Origin of the sequence: Steroidobacter agaridevorans, from assembly GCF_009932555.1 — a bacterium.
GTDB classification, from domain to species: domain Bacteria; phylum Pseudomonadota; class Gammaproteobacteria; order Steroidobacterales; family Steroidobacteraceae; genus Steroidobacter; species Steroidobacter agaridevorans.
Window position 1 is genome coordinate 454,655 of sequence record NZ_BLJO01000001.1, and the last position, 22,734, is coordinate 477,388.

Annotated in this window: 19 protein-coding genes; 7 read left to right on the plus strand and 12 right to left on the minus strand. The window is 61.5% G+C overall.

The genetic code is table 11. From position 1 onward, the window contains the following. The first annotated feature begins 2 nt into the window (after positions 1 to 2). Positions 3 to 986, plus strand: coding sequence for a DUF1839 family protein (locus GYH35_RS01980; RefSeq protein WP_161827527.1), 984 nt, complete (start codon positions 3 to 5; stop codon positions 984 to 986). Here the strand turns inward: GYH35_RS01980 and GYH35_RS01985 are convergent, their stop codons facing one another. The 4 genes from GYH35_RS01985 to asnB are packed head-to-tail and all read right to left on the minus strand — an operon-like array spanning position 987 to position 5,707. Continuing rightward, a complete protein-coding gene (locus GYH35_RS01985; protein WP_202624025.1) occupies positions 987 to 1,886 on the minus strand; it encodes a N5-glutamine methyltransferase family protein in 900 nt (299 codons plus the stop codon). 8 nt (positions 1,887 to 1,894) lie between these two features. Then, entirely contained in the window at positions 1,895 to 2,149 is a 255-nt protein-coding gene (locus GYH35_RS01990; protein WP_161813836.1) for an acyl carrier protein, read from the minus strand. 30 nt (positions 2,150 to 2,179) lie between these two features. After that, positions 2,180 to 3,712 carry a class I adenylate-forming enzyme family protein gene (locus GYH35_RS01995; protein ID WP_161827528.1) on the minus strand — a complete coding sequence of 511 codons (1,533 nt, stop codon included), beginning with the start codon at positions 3,710 to 3,712 and terminating at the stop codon, positions 2,180 to 2,182. A gap of 18 nt (positions 3,713 to 3,730) precedes the next feature. Further along, positions 3,731 to 5,707, minus strand: a complete 1,977-nt coding sequence (gene asnB / locus GYH35_RS02000) for an asparagine synthase (glutamine-hydrolyzing) (protein ID WP_161827529.1) — start codon at positions 5,705 to 5,707, stop codon at positions 3,731 to 3,733. A gap of 397 nt (positions 5,708 to 6,104) precedes the next feature. Here asnB and GYH35_RS02005 point away from each other — a divergent pair, with 397 nt between their 5' ends. The 3 genes from GYH35_RS02005 to GYH35_RS02015 are packed head-to-tail and all read left to right on the plus strand — an operon-like array spanning position 6,105 to position 8,154. After that, entirely contained in the window at positions 6,105 to 6,938 is an 834-nt protein-coding gene (locus GYH35_RS02005; RefSeq protein WP_161827530.1) for a hypothetical protein, read from the plus strand. Between the two features lie 5 nt (positions 6,939 to 6,943). Further along, entirely contained in the window at positions 6,944 to 7,585 is a 642-nt protein-coding gene (locus tag GYH35_RS02010; RefSeq protein WP_161813832.1) for a serine O-acetyltransferase, read from the plus strand. After that, positions 7,582 to 8,154 (plus strand): serine O-acetyltransferase, encoded by a 573-nt coding sequence (locus tag GYH35_RS02015; protein WP_161827531.1) that lies wholly within the window; start codon positions 7,582 to 7,584, stop codon positions 8,152 to 8,154. Before GYH35_RS02010 ends, GYH35_RS02015 begins: the two co-directional genes overlap by 4 nt. A 10-nt stretch (positions 8,155 to 8,164) precedes the next feature. Here GYH35_RS02015 and GYH35_RS02020 read toward each other — a convergent pair whose 3' ends face one another. The 3 genes from GYH35_RS02020 to GYH35_RS02030 all read right to left on the minus strand — a co-directional run bounded on the left by GYH35_RS02020 (position 8,165) and on the right by GYH35_RS02030 (position 11,603). Further along, positions 8,165 to 9,295 (minus strand): glycosyltransferase, encoded by a 1,131-nt coding sequence (locus GYH35_RS02020; protein ID WP_161827532.1) that lies wholly within the window; start codon positions 9,293 to 9,295, stop codon positions 8,165 to 8,167. Positions 9,296 to 9,325: 30 nt separating this feature from the next. After that, a complete protein-coding gene (locus GYH35_RS02025; RefSeq protein ID WP_161827533.1) occupies positions 9,326 to 10,429 on the minus strand; it encodes a DegT/DnrJ/EryC1/StrS family aminotransferase in 1,104 nt (367 codons plus the stop codon). A gap of 322 nt (positions 10,430 to 10,751) precedes the next feature. Then, positions 10,752 to 11,603, minus strand: a complete 852-nt coding sequence (locus tag GYH35_RS02030; RefSeq protein WP_161813828.1) for a polysaccharide lyase — start codon at positions 11,601 to 11,603, stop codon at positions 10,752 to 10,754. Between the two features lie 376 nt (positions 11,604 to 11,979). Here GYH35_RS02030 and GYH35_RS02035 point away from each other — a divergent pair, with 376 nt between their 5' ends. Together GYH35_RS02035 and GYH35_RS02040 are read left to right on the plus strand one after the other, a co-directional pair. Continuing rightward, positions 11,980 to 13,017, plus strand: a complete 1,038-nt coding sequence (locus GYH35_RS02035) for a polysaccharide deacetylase family protein (RefSeq protein ID WP_161827534.1) — start codon at positions 11,980 to 11,982, stop codon at positions 13,015 to 13,017. A gap of 8 nt (positions 13,018 to 13,025) precedes the next feature. Continuing rightward, positions 13,026 to 14,099, plus strand: a complete 1,074-nt coding sequence (locus tag GYH35_RS02040; RefSeq protein WP_161827535.1) for an acyltransferase family protein — start codon at positions 13,026 to 13,028, stop codon at positions 14,097 to 14,099. A 6-nt stretch (positions 14,100 to 14,105) separates the two neighbouring features. Here GYH35_RS02040 and GYH35_RS02045 read toward each other — a convergent pair whose 3' ends face one another. The 5 genes from GYH35_RS02045 to GYH35_RS02065 all read right to left on the minus strand — a co-directional run bounded on the left by GYH35_RS02045 (position 14,106) and on the right by GYH35_RS02065 (position 21,000). Further along, the gene (locus tag GYH35_RS02045; protein ID WP_161827536.1) at positions 14,106 to 15,488 is read right to left on the minus strand and encodes a phenylacetate--CoA ligase family protein; all 1,383 of its coding nucleotides are present in this window, start codon (positions 15,486 to 15,488) and stop codon (positions 14,106 to 14,108) included. A gap of 34 nt (positions 15,489 to 15,522) precedes the next feature. Then, positions 15,523 to 16,629 (minus strand): sugar-transfer associated ATP-grasp domain-containing protein, encoded by a 1,107-nt coding sequence (locus tag GYH35_RS02050; RefSeq protein WP_161813824.1) that lies wholly within the window; start codon positions 16,627 to 16,629, stop codon positions 15,523 to 15,525. Positions 16,630 to 16,860: 231 nt separating this feature from the next. Further along, the gene (locus GYH35_RS02055) at positions 16,861 to 18,657 is read right to left on the minus strand and encodes an asparagine synthetase B family protein (RefSeq protein ID WP_161827537.1); all 1,797 of its coding nucleotides are present in this window, start codon (positions 18,655 to 18,657) and stop codon (positions 16,861 to 16,863) included. A gap of 34 nt (positions 18,658 to 18,691) precedes the next feature. Continuing rightward, positions 18,692 to 19,888, minus strand: a complete 1,197-nt coding sequence (locus GYH35_RS02060; RefSeq protein ID WP_161813822.1) for a glycosyltransferase family 4 protein — start codon at positions 19,886 to 19,888, stop codon at positions 18,692 to 18,694. Next, a complete protein-coding gene (locus tag GYH35_RS02065; RefSeq protein WP_161827538.1) occupies positions 19,885 to 21,000 on the minus strand; it encodes a glycosyltransferase in 1,116 nt (371 codons plus the stop codon). The genes GYH35_RS02060 and GYH35_RS02065 overlap by 4 nt, the downstream gene beginning before the upstream one ends. Positions 21,001 to 21,560: 560 nt before the next feature. Between GYH35_RS02065 and wecB the strand changes: the two genes are divergently transcribed. Then, positions 21,561 to 22,727, plus strand: a complete 1,167-nt coding sequence (gene wecB / locus GYH35_RS02070; RefSeq protein WP_161813820.1) for a non-hydrolyzing UDP-N-acetylglucosamine 2-epimerase — start codon at positions 21,561 to 21,563, stop codon at positions 22,725 to 22,727. Positions 22,728 to 22,734 lie beyond the last annotated feature (7 nt).

Genomic DNA, 22,734 nt, shown 5'->3' on the forward strand with positions numbered 1-22,734 from the left:
TCATGCGCCGCGTCGTCATTCCGGATCTCGATTCCTCGCGTTACGCCCGTCACGTCCTGCACACGGATGCGAGCGTCTGGACGGAGAAGAACTGCTACGCCGATCTTTGGATCGAGCTGTTGCACGCGTTGCGCCTCGATCCGGTCGCGATGCTGCCGTTCACGATCGCCATCGACTTCGAAGGCGATCAATGGACCTTCTTCAAACCTTCGCATGACGAGCTCTACGAGCTCTACGGCGTCGATGTGCAGGAGCTCACGATCTGGCGCCCGCTGCTCGAGCACGCCAAGGAACAACTCGGCGCCGGCAAGCTCGTCAGCACCGAAGCCGACGCGTTCTGGCTGCCCGACACCGCCGGCACCGACTATCGGAATCAGCACACCAAGACGACGATCGTGCTGAACGATCTCGACCTGGAGCAGCAGCGCCTCAGCTATTTCCACAACGCCGGGTACTACACGCTCGAAGGCGAAGACTTCATCAAGACGTTCCGGCTCGATGCGCCGGAAGATCCGGCGTTCATGCCGCTGTACTGCGAATTCGTGCGCGTCACGCGGGCGCGCCAGCGCTCACAAGCCGAGCTCGCGGCGATGTCCTGGGAGTTGCTGCGCAAACATTTCCGGCGTATTCCCAGCGAGAATCCGATTGCACGCTTCCGTGACCGCTTCAACGCGGACCTGCCGACCATGCAGGCTCGTGGCTTGAAGTTCTATCACGCCTGGGCGTTCGCAGCGACGCGGCAACTCGGCTCTGCGTTCGAGCTTGCGGCATTCAACCTGCGCTGGTTGGAAAGCTGCGGCCGCTCCGGTCTGGAGCCTGCCGCGCAAGCTTTCCTCGACATCTCGAATGCCTGCAAAGCCTTCATCCTCAAGGGCGCACGCGCGGTCAATTCCAAAAAGCCTTACGACGGATCTGCAATGTTTGCAGAGCTGCACGACGCCTGGTCGCGCGGCATGGATGTAATCGATCGACAGATTCGCTCGTAATCAACAACGAGCAACAATGACACGAAGGGCGCCGTGCTCGCCCTCGTGACACTCGACATATGTGAACAGCGGATTCGCTTGCAGGCGTTTGACAAGCGCCGGGCCCTGACCGAGACCGACTTCGATTGCGAGCCAGCCGCCAGGGCGCAAAAAGCGCGGCGCCTGCTGCGTGAGTTTCATCAATATGCCGATGCCCAAAGGGCCGCCGTCGAAAGCGAGCCGCGGCTCGTGATCCGAGATCTCGCACGACATCGTGCTGACTTTCGCGGAGTTGATGTACGGCGGATTGCAGGTCAGTACGTCGATCTTCCCCACGAACGCTTCGCTCTCGAACGGCGACAGTAAGTCACCGCTGCGAAATTCGACTCGATCCTGCAGCCCCAGTAGCCGCGCGTTGTCGCGTGCCAGCGCAACCGCTTCACCGCTCAAATCCGCGCCGAAGACGTGAGCACTCTCGACATGATGAGCAATGGCGAGCGCGACGTTGCCGCTGCCGGTGCACACATCGACGACGATCGGGCGCTCGTGGACAGAGGCGCTTTGCTTCGTCGCTTGCACCGCCGCCGTCGCCAGCAACTCGGTTTCTTTGCGCGGGATCAGCGCGCGCGGATCCGCAAGCATCTCGAGTCCCATGAATCGCTGCCGAAACGTGAGATGCGACAGCGGAACGCCGTCCAATCGCTTGTTCAGCAGCACTTCGAACGTTGCCACCGCGACGTCATCCAATTCCGGCGGCTCGCCGAGCAGCGCAGCTTCGGCTGACCTCGGCATGCCAGCAGCCGCAAACCACAGCGCGCGTATCGTGCTTTCAAGCGTCTCTTCCGGCTTGTCCGGAAGAAACTCGATGCGGCCGGCGAGAGCTCGCCGTGCATCGTCCAGGGCACTCGTTGCGGAGAACACGGGACGACTCACGCCGCGCGGGTTTTCGACGCCACGAAGCGTGCGACGTTCTCGAGGCTGTCCAGATTCTCCGGGAGCATCTCCTCATCCGCAATTCGGATCCGGTAGGTGGATTCCAGAAACGTCACGAGCTCGATAAAGCCCGTCGAATCGATAATGTGATGATCGAGAAAGGATCGATCGTCGGTCAGCTGCTCACCCCCATCGCCCATGAGAAAGTTCTCGAGGATGTAGCTGCGCACCGTTTTTTTGATGTCATGCATCGTCGTGCCCTCTAATAATCATGGGCGGGACTAGTCCAGTCCGCGCTTGCTGATCTTGCCAGTATCGGTGCGCGGCAGCGCGTCCAGGAAGACGACGCGAGCCGGCGCCATGAAACTTTCCAGATGCGACAGGCAATGCTTGATCACGTCGCGCTCCGAGTAGATGAAGCCTTGCTTGAGCACCACAAACGCCTTCACCGCCTGCCCCAGCAGGGGATCGGACACACCGACGACGGCCGCCTCCAGCACGCCGTCGAGGCGATATAGAATGTTTTCGACTTCGCGCGGGCTGACCTTCTCGCCGCGGCTCTTGATGATGTCGTCCTTCCTGCCGACGAAGTACAGCCAGCCTTCCGAGTCGGTTCTGAAGATATCGCCGGTGTACAGGTACATCTCCCCGGGAATCTCGCCGGGCTTGAGCCGCTCCGCAGTCTCTCGGGGTTTTCGCCAGTAGCCACGCATCACGTTGCTGCCGCGCACGACCAGCTCGCCCACGTGCCCGTTCGGCAAGCGCTTGCCGGATTCGTCAACCAGCCAGACCTCTTCGTTCGGCATGCCGCGACCGACGCTCATCGGCCGGATATCGAGCTGCTCCGGCGGCAGATAGGTCACGCGCTTGCACTCGGTGAGCCCATACATCGAAAACAACGTTGCCTGCGGAAATGCTCTGCGGATATCGCGAATCTGCGTTTCGGAAAGCGCCGCGGCGGTGTTGGTCACCATCCGCAGCGTGCTCAGCTCGTACGAGGACAAACGTTCCAGGTTGAGCAGCATTGAGAACACGGTGGGAACACCTGGCAGTACGGTGACGCGCTCGCGCACCATGGTCTCGAGCACGCGCGTTGGGAAAGCAAGCGATCGCTGCAGCACGACGGTCGCGCCGACCCGCGAGGCCATCAGAATCTGATAGAGCCCGTAGTCGAACGCGATCGGCAACACATTGATGATGACGTCGTCGTTGCGCAATCCGAGATAGGTGCTGATCGACGTTGCTGCGCTGGTCATGTTCAGATGCGTGACCATCACGCCTTTCGGCTCGCCCGTCGATCCGGACGTATAGATGATGCTGGCGAGATCCTGATCGATCGACGGCGGCGTCGAGCATGGATGCGAAGCCTGCATCGCTGCTTCATAGGACAGCGTCTTGCTCCCACCGACGGGTTCGGCGGACGTCGGCTGCACGATGACGGATGCTGCGATGCTGGCGGCTTTCTCGACCGCCATTCCCGCAATGTTCGATAGCACGCCGCTCGTGATCAACGCCCGGGCTTCGGAATCATTCAGCAGGTACGTGAGCTTGTCCGCCTTCGTTTGCGGATTGACCGGCATGAACACCGCACCCGCTTTGAGCGCGGCGAAGATGCTCACGACTGCTTCGGTGCAGTTCTCCAGGTAGATCGCCACACGGTCCCCGCGTTGAACTCCACACGCCTGCAGCGTTGCAGCGAGCGCTCGTGCCCGCGTGTCGATCTCACCGAAACTGATGCGCTCGCTTTCGCAAACGAGCGCGACCTTCTCGGGAGTATTGCGCGCGTGTTGTTCCAACCATTCGTGCAACAGCATTGACTACTCGCACATCGATCAAATCGCCTGCGACAAGCGTACGCCCTGGCTCGACCCCACGTCAGCGGGACGTCGGCCACGTATGAAGAACTCATCGACCAGCATCGTCGACAGAATGCCGATGAACGCCATGTTGTCGGAGAATCCGCTCGCCCGCCCCGCCCGGCACTTCGCCACCAGTTTTCCAACCGCCGCCGAATCGAAGTAACCCGCGCTGCGCAAGCGATCGGCGCTCAGCAAGTCATCGACGTAATCGCACGCGATCCCGTCGGCAAAGAAGCTTTGGCTGTCCGGCGCCCGGTAGGGTTGCTTGGTGCGCTGTGCGATCGCTGCGGGCAAGAAGCCTCGCATCGCCTCTTTCAACAGGAACTTCTCCGTGAGACCGTTGATTTTCAGTGACGGCGGCAAACGGCTCGCATACTCGATGACGCGATGGTCCAGGAACGGCACGCGCCCCTCGATCGAATTCGCCATCGCCACTCGATCGCTCTGCGAGCTGAGCAGATAACCGCTGAGCAGTGTGTGCGCTTCGACATATTGATCGCGGCCGACAGGAAGAAACTCTGCAACCTCCTTCGGCAAGCGAGCACCCAGATGCGCGACGTAGTCCCTGTCGCCAAGCTCCGCCCGTGCCTCCTTCGAGAGGAATTGCCAGCTTCGGTGCGTGGTCGACCAGCGCGGCAGATGCGCGAAGGATGGGTCGGCGACCCGGTCCATTCCTTGAGTGTAGAAACGTTCCGTCATGGCGCGATTTGCCGTTGGAGAATTGCGTAAGTACGGATACAACCTGTCGAGCAAACGCGGTCGCGCTTTCGACTGCGGGAAGCGCGCCCAGAAGCGACGGATCTTGGCTTCCTTGAACAGGTCGTAGCCGCCGAGCACTTCATCGGCCCCCTCACCCGTCAGCACGACTTTGTATCCATGCTGACGCACCGTCTCCGACAGCAGCATGAGCGGCGTGGGCGCCGTACGGACAATCGGCGACTCGGTATGCCAGATCACTTTCGGGAAGGCCGCTGCGATATCGCTCGTTTTGCAGACGACGCTCGTGTGCTGCGCACCGAGCTGCCGGGCCATCTCTTGTTGATAGGCGCTCTCGTCGAACTCGGCGTCTTCGAACGCGATGGAGAATGTGTGCAGCCGCTCGCGATTGTAGATCTTGGCCAGCGCCGCGATGGCGGATGAGTCCAATCCGCCGCTCAAATAGGCGCCTACCGGAACGTCGGCACGCAACTGCAGACGAACCGAATCGATCAGCAGCTCCCGTAACTCTTCGGCATACGCGGCGACAGTGCGCGCTCGCTTCGGCTGCGTGGTTGGAAAGTCCCAGTCCCAGTACTTCTCGATCTCGCAGCGGCCGTTCTCGATCGACATCCAGCAGCCGGGCGGCAACGAGAAAACGTTCTCGAACACGGTGTCGGGATCGAGCGCCGACCAGTAGGTGAGCACATCGCCGATCGCGCTGAGGTTCGCGCGCCGCTCGATTTCCGGCAGCGCGAACAGCGCTTTGACTTCGGATGCGAAGTACAAGCGCCCACGCGCCTGGGTATAGAACAGCGGGCGGATGCCGGTGCGATCGCGGGCCAGGACCAGGCGCTGTTTTGTCTGATCCCACAGCGCGATCGCGAACTGACCGTTCAGGTGATCGACGAACTTCATGCCGTACTGCTCGTACGCATGGACGATCACTTCGGTGTCGGAATTGCTCGCGAAGCGATGGCCGGCGCATTCCAGCGCCTGGCGCAACTCGATGAAGTTGAATATCTCGCCATTGAAGACGACCCAGACCGTCGCTGCTTCGTTATGAATCGGCTGGTCGCCGCCCGCCAGATCGATGATGCTCAGCCGCGCATGCGCGAGCCCGCAGCGGGCGTCTTGGAAAAATCCGTAGCCGTCTGGACCGCGATGATGAAGCGTTTCGATCATCGCCTGCAGAGTCCGCCTCTGCGGTGGCGATGAGTCAGAGAGATTCACAACTCCGGCAAGACCGCACATAGTGGATCAGATGGCCTCAACCGCCGGGGTAGGTGCAGCGCCGTCGCCCGATCGGCAATGTATCCATTCTGCGGTTCTCCGCCTGCCGGAGACGTGAGGACGCTCACAGAGCGGCCGGCCTCGGCTGAACAAAAAACCACGCATTTGCGCCCTGTAAAATAACTCGACATGCAGATGGCCGAGCGGCGCTTGGGCACTCTATCGCGAGCGGGTTCTTTTGCTATAACCCGGAGGGGCAACGGATCCGACCAGAAGCGCACGATCCACGCAGACATATGCTCATGCATGCGTGACGTGGTCCCTTGGCCAGGATCCGCGGTCCGACGCTATAATGCCGGCGCCTGGCCTGCCTCCCGATTAGCGTGCCCCGGCTCGCAGACGAAGCTTCTGGGATCTAATGACGAAGACACTTTCATACTTGCTCGCGGTCTTTATTGCTCTTGCCGCAGGTTGCGGGCAGCACGGTGCAGAGCGCCCGAATTCCTCGACCGCCAAGGCCATCCCGACCACGGCCAGCGCCCAGGACTGGCAGAACCTCTCGCAGCTGAAGATCGCCTTCGGACATCAATCGGTGGGAGAAAATGTGCTCTCCGGCATCGAGGCGCTCGCGCGCGAGCACGACGTTGCAGTCTCCGTCGCCGAGACTCGCGAGGCTTTGGCCGCACCGGGGCTCCATCATTTCAAGATCGGGCGCAACGGCGAGCCGCAGAGCAAGCTGCAGGACTTCGATGCGGCGATGTCCAATGACATCGCCGGCACGGCCGATATCGCGTTGATGAAGCTGTGCTACATGGATTTCGATTCGGAGCCGAATCCGCAGCAGCTCGCGCGGGACTACATCGCCGAGTTGGATCGGCTCGCCTCGCGCTTCCCGCAGACCACTTTCGTGCCGGTCACGGCGCCGCTCACCACCGTACAGACGGGGCCCAAGGCGCTGATCAAAAAGCTGATGGGCAAGGAGCCGGCGGGCTACGAGGCCAACGCGAAACGCCAGCTGTTCAATGAGACGCTGCGCCAACACTATGCGGACCGCGATGTGCTGTTCGACATCGCTTCGATCGAGTCGGGCTTCGGCAAGGTGACCATCGAGCGCGATGGCCAGCCCGTCGAGACGCTGAGCCCCGAGCTCACCTCCGATGGCGGGCACCTCAACGACCAGGGGAAACACCTGATAGGCAACGCGCTGGTGCATCACCTGGCGAACGTTGCACGGCCCGACCAGGCGGAGTAGCGACGATGGCCGATTCCCTGCTGCGTCAGTTCTGCGCGGACGCGCGCTTCTATCGGCAGCTCAAACATCCGGGGAAGCCCGCCGGCGGTGTCGGAGCGATGGCGACTGCCCTGGCCAGCCGGGGCTGGTGGTTTCTGGTCTTTCATCGCATCACTCACTACAGCAGTTTCAATCGCAATCTGGCGAGCCCGACGTGGTGGCTGGCGCGCATCCTGGAAAGCTTCGGCCGCTATCTGTGCGCCTTGCTGTGCCGATCTGAAATGCTCGGGGATTGCGAGATCGTCGGGCCGGTGTTTTTTTCGGACAAGGGCTACTTCCTGATCGGCGCCCGAGGCATCGGCGAAGGCTCGGTCCTGCATCACCGGGTCACGCTGGGCATGGCGGTCGCCAATGGCAAGGCCGACCGGCCCACCATCGGCAAGAACGTCTGGATCGGCCCGGACTGCGTGATCGCCGGCGGGCTCGAGATCGGCGATGGCGCGACCGTGATGCCCGGCAGCTGCCTTACTTTCAGCGTACCGCCGAATGCCGTCGCCAAAGGCAATCCCGCCCGCGTCATCCGCCAAGGGTTCGATAACGAGGCGTTGCGGCGATCGATGGAGATCATCACCGAGCTTCCGCCCCCTCCTTCCGAAACACCACGATGAGAAACGCGTTCGTCGAGGACATCCACCGCTTCGTCGGGATCAAGCGGGAGCTGACGGCGCGCAAAGCGATCCGAGCGGTCCTGCGAGAGTACGGCCTGCAGGCGCTGATGGGCTATCGCCTGGGCCGCTTCCTGCTTCGCTCGCGACGCAAGCCTTACCTGTGGCCGGTGCTGCCGTTCAGATGGCTGTTCTATTTTCTGTTGACCGGTTTCGTCCGCGTCTCCTACGACATCCGCCTGCATCTCAATGCGGATATCGGTCCGGGTCTATACATCGGGCATTTCGGCGGCATCCTGCTCGACCGCTGCAAGCTCGGCAAACATTGCACGGTTTCGCAATCTACCCGCATCCATGCCGGCGACGGCGATGTCGGGCCGGTGCTCGGCGACAGGGTCTGGGTGGGCGCGCATGCCCAGATCATCGGACCTCACACGATCGGCACCGGCAGCACCGTGAGCGCGGCGGCCACCGTGCTCAGGGATATTCCCGAGAAGACGCTGTGCATGGGCAATCCGGCCCGCGTCGTCATCCAGGGCTACGACAACACCGTGATCCTGCTGCTCGCCTGATCGCGAGATCTCAGGAGCGCCGCAAATACAGGCGCTCGTATTCGCGCGCCATGGTCTCGGCGCTGAACCGTTCGCGAAAGCGATTCTTGCCGTTCGTCGCATAGGTCTGCAACAGATCCGGCGAATCGAGCAGGCGGATGATCGCATCCGCGAGCGCGCCGGGATTTTGCGGCGGCACCAGCGCTCCCGTGACGCCGTCGACCACCGCGCTCGAGTTTCCACCCACGTCCGTCGCCACGATGGGGCAACCGGCGGCCATCGCTTCCAGTATGACCATCGGCAGTCCTTCCCACTTGGAGGGCAGCACGTACAGATCCAGCAGTTTGAGCAACTCGGGAATGTCTTTTCTCGGGCCGCAGAATTTCACGCGCGCTGCGACGCCGAGTTGCTGCGCTTCCTGCTCCAGATCCTTTCTGAGATCGCCGTCGCCTGCGATGAGCAGCGTCGTGTCGGGGTGCTTCGCGAGAATGCAAGGCATCGCCTGAAGCAGGAACGTGATGCCTTTCTGATCGCTCAGGCGCACCGCCAGCCCGATGACGCTTCCTTGCTCGTGTATTCCCAACTCGCGGCGCTTGGCCTGCCGGTCGATCGTGAGATCGAACCGCGAGCCGTCGATGCCGTTGGGAATCGTGACGATCTTGCGCTTCGGGATCTTCTCATAGCGCATCAGCTGCTGAGACGTGTGCTCGGAACATCCGACCACGCGATAGGCATACAGGGACATCGCCCATTCGGCGACCATGTATCGCAGCTTGTCCGGGAATGCGCGCGCGTGATCGGTGTGAACGACGGTGCGCACTCCCGCCAGCATCGCGCCGATGGTGCCGTCGAAGAACGGCTGGGTATTGTGGGTGTGAACGACGTCGATGCGCAGTTCGCGCAGCAGCTTCGCCACTTTCCGGAAGGCGAAGTAGTCGGCGCCCCGCTGTTTCTTCTCCAGCAGGTAGACAGGAATTCCCAGCGCCTCGACATCGCTGGCGAACAAGCCCTTCGATCTCAGGCACAGGACGAAAATTTCAAAGCGGTCGCGATCCAGCGTCCTGCACAGGTTGTAGATGACCTGCTGCAGCCCTCCCAGATCGAGGTCGTGAGTGATCTGTAACAGTCGCAGCCGCGGCGCGGCGGGTGAAGTGGAGGACACCGGCATTCCTGTCATTTCTGAGAATTCGTATCAATGCCCGAGGAGATTCGCGGCGCGCCGAATCGTCACATCGTCGACGTCCTCGTGCACGGGCAGCGTCAACAGCCGACCTGCGAAATCGCGTGCGCGCGCAACGTCGCTCTGAACCGTGACGAGCGGCCCCACGTGCTCGATGTCGGGCATCGCCTGCGCGTACATGATCGATGCGCCAAGACCGGCTTGCCGCAGTCGAGCATAGGCTGCATCGCGAAGGACCTTCGATCTCATCAGAATCGGATAACGCAGGAGCGCGTAGTCGGACGGCACACCGTGCGTCTGCGGAAGGTCGATCACATCGGGGCCCACGCGAGCGAGCGCCTCGCGCCACTTCTCCTGCACGTCGAGTCTTCTGGAAACATATCGCCTGACGTTGGCAGGCAGTCGCTCCCGGTGCGAGGGAGGCATCCCGGCGATCTCATCCAGCGGGTGGTACTTCGTGAGGCCGATGCCCAGGAACGGCAACTTCTCCGCGATGCCGTACACCCGGGGATGGATCAACGTGTTGTAGATGGCCACCTGGGCGGAATCCGCCAATACAGCGCCTGCGGCGCGCGACGGCGGCGCCGGCGGACTTTCCATGCCTCCGGCGATGAGCAAGGCCCCACCCCCAAGCACATTGACCGGCTTGCCGCGCCCGAAGCTGAGAACGACGTAGTCGCCGAAGAATCGCTGTGCGGGCGCGCGGGGAAACCACTGTGCGCTGTCCTCTATCAGGACAACATTTCGCTCCCCGATGATCGTACGCAGCCTGCTGGGATCGGGGCGCACGCCTAGAAACGTGACGGCGACAATCGCGGCGGTGTTGGAACTCAGGAGTGCAGAGACGGCGTCAAGGTCATATTCCGGGGAGTCCTGCCGCAGGTCCGCGAGCATGGGCCGGGCACCTGCGTACACGGCGGCGGCGACGAGATCGGGACATCCATACGCCGGCAGGATCACTTCGGGGCTACTCCCCCCTGCCCGCTTGCACGCCATGCGTATGGCCGACGACAGGGCCGCCGTCCCCGAACTCAGATGCTGGACGCGATAGCCCTCGGCCAGCGCCTCGACCGCGGGGCTGTCCGTGTCCTCGGACGAAACGATGCGGTTGCCCACGGGACGCAGTGAACGCAGCGTCATGGAATCGTCGCTGCGAGGAACATCACCCGACAACCTGCCGGATAGGAAATGGTCTTCACTCGAAGTAGCTGTAAGGCGGCTTATCGGGGACGCACAAAAGACCCGTCGAGACTGCGCCGGATCGGTCTTGTTCTTGCGTCTGATCGAGGCGTCGAAGCGGAGCGGAAGTGTAGTCGACTTCGATTTGCCGGACTAGCGGCTACATCACAGGAGGGGATTTCGAGAACTGGATCACACTTTGCGGGCGGATCCTGCGCGGATGCCCGGACCGGAAGTCCGGGCATCCGCTGCGCTGGAGTTACTGCACCGACAGGTTCGCAGGCGCCCGAGGGGTCGGGCCCGACGAGCGGTCGAGGGTCGTCGACAGGTACAGGTCGTCGATATAACGGCTCACCGACGTGCCAGGGCCGCCGAACACGGCGCCGGAGTAATTGCCGCCGAACCACATGCTCTGCCAGCCCGTGCCATTGGGCACGCCACGGCTCGAGGATTTCCAGACCACATTCTTGCGGTCGAGGACCAGCTTGTCGTCGATCCAGACCTGCATGACGCCGTCGGCGACATCCACGCCCGAATTCAGGACCAGCCAGGTTTCCATCTTGTACCAATGGCCGGTGCGAATGTACGGCAGATTGTTGCCAAATAGCGTGCTCGAGGCGTAGGTGGCTTCGATGTCCTGGTTGTAGACCGCCATGCACAGGCCTCTGGCGTACTGGTCGCTGGTCGAGCCGCTATAGGTCTGCCAGATCAGCTTTTCGGACATGTAGGCGTATGCCGAGCCGTCCGAGCCATAGCTGAAATCCGGACGGGTGAAATAGCGCGAGGTCTTCAGACCGACCGGCCAGTTGCCCTCCCAGCCCGGGCCAAAGTACTCGTACTTGCGGATGTACAGAGACTTGGTCGCGGGAAACGCAGCCGGCTTCAGCTCGACGCCCGCCTCATCCCTCGGGTAAACGATCTTGACGGCCCGCGAACCGGAGTGCGCCTGTTCCGTCGACAGTGAAACCTGCACGCCCTCGTACGAGTTGACGTCGTAGAAAATCGAGTCCAGCGTGCCTGATTCCAGATCACTGCTGAAGATCGGGGCGGCAAGGGCGCCCGATGCATGCCCCAGCACGGCAATCAGCAGCGCGGATTTCAACAACTTCATTTTCAATACCTCTCGAACGAGCATACTCGATACATATTCATGCTATGCAGTTGGCTTTCCTACGGACGTGCGTTGCGTCACGCCTTGCATGCCACCCACTTGACGTGCTGCCAATTTAACGCCCCTTCCGCGCTGGGGCACTATCGGACAGCTCCTGAAATCCCGGCATCACAAACCCGGCGTCTATAAAATAGAACAGAAACGTAATCTTATGAATTCGTCGGCCCCAGGCGACTGGGCGGCGCCGAAAAACGACGTCGCCGACCGACGACAGATGCGTCGCGAAAGCGAGACTTGACCACGGAATCGTCGCAGAAACGTTATGTATGATGCGCCAGCGACGTCTACCAGAACAGACCGAACAACTCATCACGCCATGGCATTGAAGTCTCCCCTGTCCGGGGTCAAAGGCCTCCTCCGTTCCGGGGCATCGCACGCCTACTATGCGAGCGGGCATCACAGGCGCGCCAATCTCGGGCAGTTTGTCATCCTGATGTATCACCGGGTGCTGCCGGATGGCGATCCTTACATCCCTTATATCCAGCCCGGCATGTATGTTCGCGCGTCTTCGTTCGAGAAGCAGCTGGAATTTCTTACCGACGCTTATCAGATCGTTTCGCTGCAGGAGATGCTCGAGCTGATCGAGACCGGACGGGCGTCGAGCGAGCGCCAGTATTGCGTCATCACTTTCGACGACGGTTGGCGGGACAACTACCAATACGCCTTCCCGCTACTGAAGAAATTCTCGGCGCCCGCTACGATCTTTCTCACGGCCTCGTTCGTCGGCACTCATCGTCTTTTCTGGCATGAGAAAGTGTCCAAACTGTTTTATCTCGCCCGTAGCAGCGGCAAGCAGCCGGCGCCGTCGGCACACGAAAGCGACGCGGCCGGCTCGCTGCTCATGCGCCATCTTTTCTCCGCGGAGGGCACCGCGACCGCCGTCGATACGGCCATCGAGGGCCTCAAATCGCTCCCCGTTGCGCAAATCGAAGAGGTCGTGGAGCGCGTGGCCGCGCGACTGGGCATCAGCTTCGAGAACGAGCGCACGATGTTGAGCTGGGAAGAAATCCGTGAAATGGGCAAGAGCGGGATCAGTTTCGGCTCGCATACCTGCGAGCACCGGATCCTGACCCAGATCGATCTGGCCACCGCCGCCGAGGAAATCACAGGATCGATGACGCAGCTGCGGAGCCGGGAGCCGGATCTGAACTATGTCCCGGTGTTCTGTTATCCCAACGGACGCTATAACGAGCAGATCCGGTCGCTGGTCATCGAAGCGGGATATTCGGCCGCCGTCACGACGAAGCTCGGCCGGCAATCCCGGGAACTGACGGATCCGTTCGCCATCGCGCGAATCGGCGTTCACGACGATATCGCACATAGCAAGTCACTGTTCTCATTGCGACTGCGCTGAGTCGAACGATGTTGAGATGGTTGAGCGTAACTGGCGCGGAGTCCCGGCTGACGGCCATGGAGGGGCTGCGCGCCTACGCCGCTGGCATCGTGTTCCTGTTTCATTCGGCCTTGCTCATGCAGGAGCAGCAGCACGCCGCCGGGCCCGTGATCGACTGGATGCTGCACTCTCAGTACGGCGTCGACATCTTCTTCATCCTGTCCGGATACCTGATCGCGGGCATCGCCTCGAAGCCGGGATTTCGACTGGGTACTTATCTCAGCCACCGTGCGCTGCGGATCTATCCCGCGTTTCTCGGAACGCTCTTGATGTGTCTGATCGGGCTCGCCGTGCTGCGGGGCGAGCATGTCAGCTTCGAACGCCTCGTCGGCAACCTCTTCTTTCTGAACGGCGCGTTCGGCCTCGGCGTGCAGGCGATCAACGGAGTGACCTGGTCGCTGTTCTTCGAGTTCAGCTTTTATATAGCGTTTCCGCTCCTGTATCGCCACTTCGGGCTGGCGCGCACGATGGTGATATGCGCAGTGCTCATCGCCATGCTCGGCCATCTGGACACGCGCTTCGTCCGCTTCATGTTCTTCTTCGCCGGCGTGTGGCTTCGGCTGCGAGACTCATCGCAACCCTGGGCCAGCGAGCGATTCGCGATCGCATTCTATCTGCTGGTCACGACCGGCACGATCTACCTGCAGAAGTATCTCGTGTTCGCTGCGCTCTATGTGCCGGCGGCAACATTGATCGTCGATCACGCGCTGCATACGAAAGGCGTGCTGCAACGGGTTTTCTCCCGACCCGCGCTGCGGGTCCTCGGCAATGTCTCGTACAGCTTTTATCTGGTCCAGCCGATCGGTTTGCTGGCCGCGCGCTATGCCATCGAGCCGTTGGGACTTGCCGGCGTATCGTGGTGTATCGCGCTCCTGGTCGTGGGGTTTGCGATTACATTTGTATTGTCGTCACTCAGCTTCGTGGCGCTGGAGCGGCCGTACTTCACTTACAGGCACCTGCTCGTGCCTGGGGATTCCAAACAACGCTCGCGGCAGGACACGCCCGTCGCAGCGCCGGGCGCCGATGCGAAAGAGCAAGTCTGAGAACGATCATTTGATTCTGGACACGATCGACTTCAGCTTGCCGCCCTTGCCTCTCTCGATGCGCTCGACGTACTGAAACTCGATCCGGATCTCGTTGCCCACCCGCATCCTGAGCTCCCGGACGAGCTTGGCTTCATCCTCCGGGCCATAGGCCGCATCGGGGACCAGCACGACTTTCATCTCGCCGAGCTTGTCCTGGACGTACTGGGCTTCTCTGACCGGAAAGCCTTTCAGCACCGGACTCAATCTGCCAATCCGATCCCCTCCCGGGGTCAGAATCACGTCGTCGTCACGGCCCAGAACGCGCGCCACGGTCGGTAGAGCGCTGCCGCAAGGACAGTGCCGCTGTCCGGCGATTGCGCGATCTTCGATCCGATAACGGATGAGCGGCATCGCGTCGTTGATAAAGCCGGTGCACACGATCTCGCCCTCTTCTCCGTCCCGGGCGGGCTCGCCGCTGGAATTCAATATTTCCAGGATGCCGAAATCGGAATGGACGTGATAACTGCCGTGCGCGCACGAAGTCACCAGAACGCTCATCTCGGCACAGCCATACTGGTCGAACACCGTGACTCCCAGCTGTTCCTCGATGACCGCTTTCTGGTCGTCGAACAGCGTCTCACCGGACGTCACTATCGCCTTGGTGATGCCACGCAACGGGATGCCGTGCTTCTTTGCATGGCTTGCGATCGAATAGATGCTGGATGGGTAGCAGTCGATGTAGTCCGGCCGCAGCGCCCTCAGCTTCTCGATGTAGAGCCCGATCGTGCCGTCATTCAGATGATACGAGGAGAACAGTACGTTCTTCTGAAAATAGCTGTGTCGCCAGTACGGCGGATTCCTATCGGACGAGGGAACGATGATCCGTCCGCCGATGGTGGCCCGCAGGCCGTCCTTGTCGATGCCGCACATCGTCAGGAATCGGTCGTGAAATGCGTAATTTCTCTGCCGGACATTGGCATTGCAGAAGATCCGCAACGGAGTGCCCGTCGTGCCCGTCGTGCTGATGACGGACAGATCCTCGAGCGCATAGCGCTCGCTCACGAACTGCTCCGGATTCGATCTCAGCTCGGCCTTCGGCACCGTCGGCAAGTACTGGATATCGGCGACGCCTTTGACCTTTTCGATCGGAAACTGGCCCTGCCGGTGCAATTCCCGGTAGTAAGGCACGGTCGCGACCGCGTGCTCGAGCATGCGCACGAGCGTCTCATTTTCGTAGCCGTCGAGCTCCTGCCGGCTGGCGCGGCTTCTCGCTACCGCCTGCTCATAGTAGGCCTTGTAGTTGCCGCCATGCCGGTTGCGCAGCAAGCTGATGCCGTACAGAGACAGGGCCACGTTCTGCAAACCCGTGGGCAACGTGTAAAGAAGTTTTTCGGCGCGCTTGAGCATATTCGATCCGGCAGTGAAGGTCGGCGATCCAGTCTCAACGACGCTCGAGCAAGCGCAGCTGTGCCGCGTTGTACAACAGCCCATATTCATGGAATGCCTGCAGCACGCGAGGATCCCGCAGCAACGGACCCGCGGTCTGCTCCTGGAAGACGATATCGGGATTCGCATTCATCTCGATCAGTATCGGACCATCGGGCGCGAGCGCTACGTCCACGCCGATCAGCTTGTAGAAGCTGGCGGCCGATTGCAGTTTCGTGGCGATCTCGACCGTTTCTTTCCAGAACGGCAGCTCGAACCCGAGGAACGCGTGCTTGGTATCGGGATGCGCGTGAAAGCGGTTGCCATTCTTGTCGAAGGCGACCTCCATGAGCCGGCCGTTATGATGATCGACGCCGACCGCGATGCCGCCCGAGCTCCAGTTGTCGACGTGCGCATTGCCGACACCGAAGCGCATCGCCGCACTGACCAGAATAGTCTCCCCCGATTTGGTCGACAGGGTAACGAGCCGGATCGTGTTGACCGAGGTGTTCGAGATGGCGGCGATCTTGGCATGCTGCTGCAGGTATTCCTGCACGATCGCAGTGCCTTGCAACCGATAATCCTGCAGGGAAACGACGCCGGTCCCCGTCTTGACCACAATCTGCGAGCCGCTGCGATAGGCGACTTCGATGCCGCGGCCCGCGTGCCCCATCACCGGCTTGATGATGATCTTGTTCAAACTTTCATTGGCCGCGAAGATCGCCTCGATCCGGGCGGCATACGGCTGTGACGGCTCGATCTCTCCAAAGTAGCGCGGCAACCTCAAGTCCACGCCTCGACAGACCAGCTCGCTCACCGCTTTGTCGTTGAAGATCACCTGATAGTCGTAGCGCTGAACTTCCTTCCTGAGGCGCTTCCTGGGGTGCGGGTTGTAGCTGGAACCGTAGTAATAGCTCCACGCGTCCCGGGGCTTTTCATCGAGCCGGCACGCCGAATAGTTGTCCGGGTAGCACTTCAGCCGAAAGAAGATATAGAGAAAGTCGGCAACGACGCCGAACGCGGATCGGCTGCACTCTTTCCAGTTCACCAGGGAAAAAAAGCAATACGGCAAGGCAAGAAAGCGCAAGGCGCTGCGAACCGGTACGGGGCTCTCTGAAAGCATGCAGTGATTCCTGGGATGTCCGGGCTATTCGTTCGGTCCGGCGGATCTATCGATCATGTCGTGAACCGCCCGGAGTCGATAACCCGACAAAAACCCAATTGTACTCGGTGAGCATTTTATGTCCGGCACCAAGCCGTTTCTCTCACCATGAGAATAAACCTGGCGGTGCGCTCGCCTCCGGGGTTGGAGTCACGTTTTCGTCATAACCCGGGGGCGCGGCCGCGCCGCGACCTACAGCATGCCAGCACTGACGCTGGTCGATAGTGTCAGGAAGTTCCAGGACGTCGCCAATACATTCTGGACGGTGCCGATCACGCCCACTCCGATGGCGAGAGCGCGCTTCGCCCAAAGCTCGAAATTCACCATCGGCCACAGCACCTGCTCGTACATCGGCTCCTCGAGCCGGTCGTTCTGATAGTCGGAGAGCAGCTGATCGATGTACGCCTTCCTGAAGATGCCGCGCTCCCGGCACGCCGCGCTGTTGAGCAGGTCGACGAACTGCCCCAGGCTCGCCGGATCCCGAAACCACTCGGCAATGGGTACGCCGAAGCCCTCTTTCGGCATCCGGAAAAACGCGGGCGGCAGGTATTCCCTCGCCATCTCGGCGACCAGGCGCTTGCGCGTGAACCCACCCACCTTGCGGTCCCAGGAGATCTCGTTGAACGCGTCGATCATCGGGCAATGGATGAACGGATGCCGATGCTCGAGTCCGTACGCGTCATCCAGTTTGGCCAGCGATCCGACCTGGGCCGACAGGTACGCAAACCGGTAGATCCCCAGGATGCGGTTCAGGATGTCGGCCTTGCTGTGGCCCGACAGGTCCCGCTTGAACTCCGGCAGGTAATCGCCGGGGTCGAACGCCTCGAGCATGCCGGACAGCCGCTCGGCATTGTTGCTGATCAGTATGTCGTTCTGCAGGAGGTATTCATCCGGGGGACTGATCATCGCCTGCCTGACCAGGCGCGCCTTTCTGCCCCGGTCGCCGGGAAGCATCGACAGAGGCAGCAGACGCACCAGCACGGCGAGCAGCTCGCGTGCCGTTGCTTTGCTATAGAACCGGTACACCAGATCGAAGATGTAATAACCGGTGTAGAGGCTGTCTGCCCCTTCGCCGGAGAGCAGCACGTCGACCTCGCCGCCAAGCCGGGCGTACAGATGGCTCCTCAGCACCGTGCTCGGCGAATCGAGCGGAAAATCCGTGATCTCGACCGTTCTTTCCAACTGCTCGGCGAACTGGGCGGCACTGACGTAGACATTGCGATGATCGGTGTCGAACAACCGGCTGACGAACTCCGCCTCCTTCGCCTTGTCGTTCTTGTAGCCGTCGCAGCCGACGTAAATGGTCGGGAAACGCCGTTGCGTGAGCTTGCGATAGGCGCCCACGAGCATGCTCGAGTCCATGCCGCCGCTCGAAAGCACCGCGAACCGGTGCGAGTCCGCATCGGCGCACACCGTCTGCAGGCTCTTGCCGAACTCCGCACTGAACTGGGCCACCCATTTCTGATTGGCGCCCTGGTCCGTCAACGGCGTGCACGGCGTCCGGTTGAAGAACGAGTGCGCCGACTGCAGCTTTCCGTCGGAGAATTCGACGATCGTTCCTGGCACCTGCTCCGAGACGCCCTCGAACAGAGTCGCCGGCGGCACCGTGTACTTGACTGCGAAATAGTCGTACACACCACGCCGGTCGAACGACCAAGGGCGCCGCGCGAGCGTTCGCAGCTCCCGGACACTGGAGGCGAACAGCAACCGATCGTCCTCCAGGGTGTGATAAAGCGGCTGCTGGCCGAGGTGATCCCTGACGATCGCGACCTTCCTGTTCCTCTTGTCGTGGATCACGAGGATGAACTGGCCCGGCAGATCCCGGATCGCATCGTGGGACGCGCCGCCCGCCACGATCCGGCCGAGCACCTGCTGTTGCTCCGGCTGCGGCAGATAGCAGTTGCCCTTCAGATAAACGTCGACTTCGGGAGAGAGGACTTTGCCCGATTCCCCGCTGATCTCGAAGGCCGCCGTCCTGGTGCTGTACACGCCGTGCACGTAACCACCCTATGTTTGTTCCGATCTATGGTCGTTTCGATGCCAGGCCCGCGACCAGGTGCAGCAGCCTTTTGGTGTCTTCGTGCCAGTTGTATTTCCCCAGCACTGCCCGCCGTCCGTTCGCGCCGAGCTCTTCCTCGCGCCCGCGCATCGCCAACAAGGTCTTCGTCAACTGCAACGCATCGCCGGACGCAAAGGTCCGGCCGCATTGTTCCTGCTCCAGGATGCGCACCATCGGCTTTGCGTCCGAGGCGAGCACGGGCAGCCCGCAACCCATGTAGTCGAAGATTTTGTTCGGTATGGTCGTGTTTACATGATCGGAAGTGAAGTGAGGGACAATCCCGACACGACACGCATTGAGATACTTCGGCAACTGGGTGTGCTTGACCCACCCCAGCCACGACACATGCTGCTCGACGCCCTTCTCCCGCATCATTTTCTTCAGTGTTTCGCTCGCGTAGCCGTCACCGATGACAACGAACTTGAAATCCGGGATGTGGCGGACGATCTGCGGTATGGCGTCGAAGACGACCTGTAAGCCGCGGCCCATCTGGATGCCGCCGGTGTAGATCACCGAGTAGTGATTGCGGATCTGCTGCAGAGTCTCCTCGGGCTCGGCGCCGGGGGAGCCCTCGATGCCTTTCAGATCCGGCGTATTGCCCACCAACGTGATCTTGTCCGCTTTGCCGCCGCCTCGGATCACGACATCGCCGGCCTCCTCGACCACGACCATGATCCGGTCGATGTGCTTGAAGGTGTAGCGTTCGACGAGCTTCGCCAGATAAGGATTCCTCACGACCAGATTCAGACCCTGGAATTTCCGGGCGTGCCAGATATCGCGCACCAGCGCTACATAGTCTTCGGCCATATCCAGGATCACAGGGATGCCTGCCCGCTTGCCGGCCGAGATCCCCGCAATCGCCATCGGCAGGTCGCGCACGATGATGAGATCGATGCCTCGCTCGCGAATGATCGAATCGAGGAAGCCCTTCCACACAGGACTGCAGAACAGCGGGAACGAGGCGAAGTAGTTGAATCGATCGCTGCTCCAGCTCCTGATCCGGTGCACGTGCAGCCCGTCGATGTTTTCGTAGACCGGCCGCTTCTTCAGGTTGCGCGCGGCCACGTGCAGCTCGTGCCCTCCCGCCATCAGGGCATGGCATATTTTTTCGACCCGGACGTCCCAGGGGTAGTCCGCGTCCCAGATATACAGAATGTTCATTTCACAACCATCGCGCTATACAAAGAAATCGTGCTGGCCAGGCAGCTGTCGAAGGAAAGCTCGCCCGTTACCGTGGCCCGCGCATTCGCCGCGAGCCGTTCGGCGAAGCTGCGATCGGCCGCGAGCTTCTTCAATGCCGCGGCCAGCGACTCGGCATCGTCGGAGTCCACCAGCATTCCATTGTGGTTGTCGGTGATCACCTCCGGAATACCGCCCACGCGGGTACAGACCACCGGGATGTACATGCTCATGGCCTCGAGCAGCGACATCGGCACGCCCTCGTGCAGCGAGCTCAGCACGAATGCGTCCAGGCCACGCAGATACTGGTTTACGTCGCGCTGGAAGCCGGTGAACAGCACCTGCCCGGAAATGCCCAGCTGCGCCGCCAAGGACTCCAGTTGTGCCGCCAACGGCCCGTCGCCGACGATGATCAGGCGAGCGGCATCGATTTCGTCATGAATGAGCTTGAATGCGTGGAGCAGGCACTTGTGATTCTTGACGGGCACCAGACGGCCGACGGTGCCGAGAGTGAATGGCCGCTCCGTGCGCGTCGCTGGCGCCCTTCCATGATCCTCCGCCGAGAGTGCGATCCCGTTTTTGATGACGTGCAAGTTCCGCGATGAGATGCCGCTCGCGCGCAGGAACTCGGCCAGGTCCTTCGAAACGGCGATCAAGCCATCGGTGAGCAGCGCGGCGTTGAATCGCTCGATGTATGCATGACGCTTGCCGGCCCCGATCATGCCGCGGCCGTGATGAGTCCGGACAATGGGAATGCCGCGCAGCCGGGCCGCGATGCCTGCGACCAGGTTCTCCTTGAAACCGTGCACGTGGACCAGATCGGGCCGCCACTTGCCCAGCACCGAGTGCATGCGGCGAACCAGCCCGGCAAATCCGAGAGTTCTCTCGTCAACCAGCTCGACTGGAATGCGGGCGCTTTCCATCCTGGAGTACAGCTCGCCACGATTGAACGCCACCACACACACGTCCGCGCGGTCCGCCAGCCTGGCTATCAGCGCCGCAGCCTGAGCTTCGGCGCCGCCCCACAAATCGGCGGATATGACATGGCAAATTCTGATCCGGCCCACATCGGTCTTGTCGCTCGATTTGATCACGCCTATCCGTACCTCAGAGCGAGACCGACCGCCATTCCTGGCACTTCGCGCCCCCTTTCAATGACCATGGCAATTATGACAGCTCCATACGATGGCGCGGCCCGCACTTAAGTGCATGCAGGCGCGACCGGCCGCGGCTCAACGGTTCGAGAATTTACCAACGTTCCCGGATGGCCGAGGGTATTGCGCGCCCAAAATAGTTACTCTGGATCATCGGCCGCTCGGCACGCGAGTCTCTGCCTCACAAAGTGAGAATTCGGCCGCCGCGACTTGAGGCGCAATACCTGAGAATATGCTGGATGCGACGTAACTGGCGAAATTCATGGCAGAATCGGCCCGATGGCGAGCCGCAGTCCAGGCTCGCGGCTGCGGCCGGGTCGGCCGGCCGGCCTGCTGCGAGGCTACCACTGTCCCTGGCGCCTTCCAGTCAGTGCGGCCGAATCACAACAAAGCAGCCGTTGCGGTGCGGCTCCCAGCGATCGCAGACGATCCGTCGCCTGCCGATGTCACCGCTGTAATGGACAGGGCACTGATCGAACCACGAGGCTGCGCTCCCGGATATGAGTCTTAAAGTTTGCGTTGCTTTCGGCACCCGGCCCGAAGCCATCAAGATGGCCCCCGTGGTCAAGGCGTTGAAGCAGCAACCCGAAGTGGATTGCGCGATTTGCGTCACGGGCCAGCACCGTCAGATGCTGGATCAGGTCTTGACGCTGTTCGGCCTCGAGCCGCAGATCGATCTGAACATCATGCAGGCGGGACAGGATCTCTATGACATCACCGCGCGCGTGTTGCTCGGGATGCGAGATGCGCTGGCGCAGCTGAAGCCCGATGTCCTGCTCGTGCACGGCGACACCACGACCTGCTTTGCTGCAGGCCTCGCGGCGTTCTATGCGGGCATTCCGGTTGCGCACGTGGAAGCCGGACTGCGGACGGGGAACATGCGCGCGCCCTTTCCCGAAGAGGCCAACCGGGCGCTCGTCGGACGCATCACCCAGTTTCATTTCTCGCCGACGCAGACCGCACGCCAGAACCTGCTGAAGGAAAACGTCGCCGACAGCAGCATCTACGTCACCGGCAACACCGTCATCGACGCCCTGCTGTCGGTTCGAGACACCATCGCGGACTACCCGGCGAGCTTCTGGCGCCAGTACCTGCAGCCCTCGCTGCTGGAGCAGATCGATGTGCCGGGCACCCGCATGATCCTGATCACGGGACATCGACGCGAAAACTTCGGTCGCGGCTTTACCGAGCTGTGCGAAGCGATCCGCGAGCTGGCCTTGAGCAATCCGTCGGTCCGCTTTGTGTACCCGGTCCACCTGAACCCGAACGTGCAACGGCCGGTGAAGGACATCCTGGGCGCCGTCGCCAACGTTCACCTGATCGAGCCGCTGGACTACCTGCCGTTCGTGTTCCTGATGAATCGCTGTCATCTGGTCCTGACCGACTCCGGCGGGGTCCAGGAGGAAGCGCCGTCGCTGGGCAAGCCCGTGCTGGTGATGCGGGATGTCACCGAAAGACCCGAGGCGGTGGAAGCCGGCACGGTCAAGCTGGTGGGCACGAACCGCGAGAAGATCGTCACGTCGATACAGGAACTGCTCGATGACCAGGACGCTTACGAGCGGATGTCACGCGCGCACAATCCTTACGGCGACGGCGAGGCCGCGCCACGCATCGCAAGCATTCTGCTGCGCCACGCTGAGGCGCTGACTGGACGGCGAGCCAAGTGAGCACGCC

Coding starts and splice junctions, on each gene's coding strand:
- GYH35_RS01980 (WP_161827527.1), top strand. CDS start 3: ATGCGCCGCGTCGTCATTCCGGATCTCGATTCCTCGCGTTACGCCCGT.
- GYH35_RS01990 (WP_161813836.1), bottom strand. CDS start 2,149: ATGCATGACATCAAAAAAACGGTGCGCAGCTACATCCTCGAGAACTTT.
- GYH35_RS01995 (WP_161827528.1), bottom strand. CDS start 3,712: ATGCTGTTGCACGAATGGTTGGAACAACACGCGCGCAATACTCCCGAG.
- asnB (WP_161827529.1), bottom strand. CDS start 5,707: ATGTGCGGTCTTGCCGGAGTTGTGAATCTCTCTGACTCATCGCCACCG.
- GYH35_RS02005 (WP_161827530.1), top strand. CDS start 6,105: ATGACGAAGACACTTTCATACTTGCTCGCGGTCTTTATTGCTCTTGCC.
- GYH35_RS02010 (WP_161813832.1), top strand. CDS start 6,944: ATGGCCGATTCCCTGCTGCGTCAGTTCTGCGCGGACGCGCGCTTCTAT.
- GYH35_RS02015 (WP_161827531.1), top strand. CDS start 7,582: ATGAGAAACGCGTTCGTCGAGGACATCCACCGCTTCGTCGGGATCAAG.
- GYH35_RS02030 (WP_161813828.1), bottom strand. CDS start 11,603: ATGAAGTTGTTGAAATCCGCGCTGCTGATTGCCGTGCTGGGGCATGCA.
- GYH35_RS02035 (WP_161827534.1), top strand. CDS start 11,980: ATGGCATTGAAGTCTCCCCTGTCCGGGGTCAAAGGCCTCCTCCGTTCC.
- GYH35_RS02040 (WP_161827535.1), top strand. CDS start 13,026: ATGTTGAGATGGTTGAGCGTAACTGGCGCGGAGTCCCGGCTGACGGCC.
- GYH35_RS02045 (WP_161827536.1), bottom strand. CDS start 15,488: ATGCTCAAGCGCGCCGAAAAACTTCTTTACACGTTGCCCACGGGTTTG.
- GYH35_RS02050 (WP_161813824.1), bottom strand. CDS start 16,629: ATGCTTTCAGAGAGCCCCGTACCGGTTCGCAGCGCCTTGCGCTTTCTT.
- GYH35_RS02060 (WP_161813822.1), bottom strand. CDS start 19,888: ATGAACATTCTGTATATCTGGGACGCGGACTACCCCTGGGACGTCCGG.
- wecB (WP_161813820.1), top strand. CDS start 21,561: ATGAGTCTTAAAGTTTGCGTTGCTTTCGGCACCCGGCCCGAAGCCATC.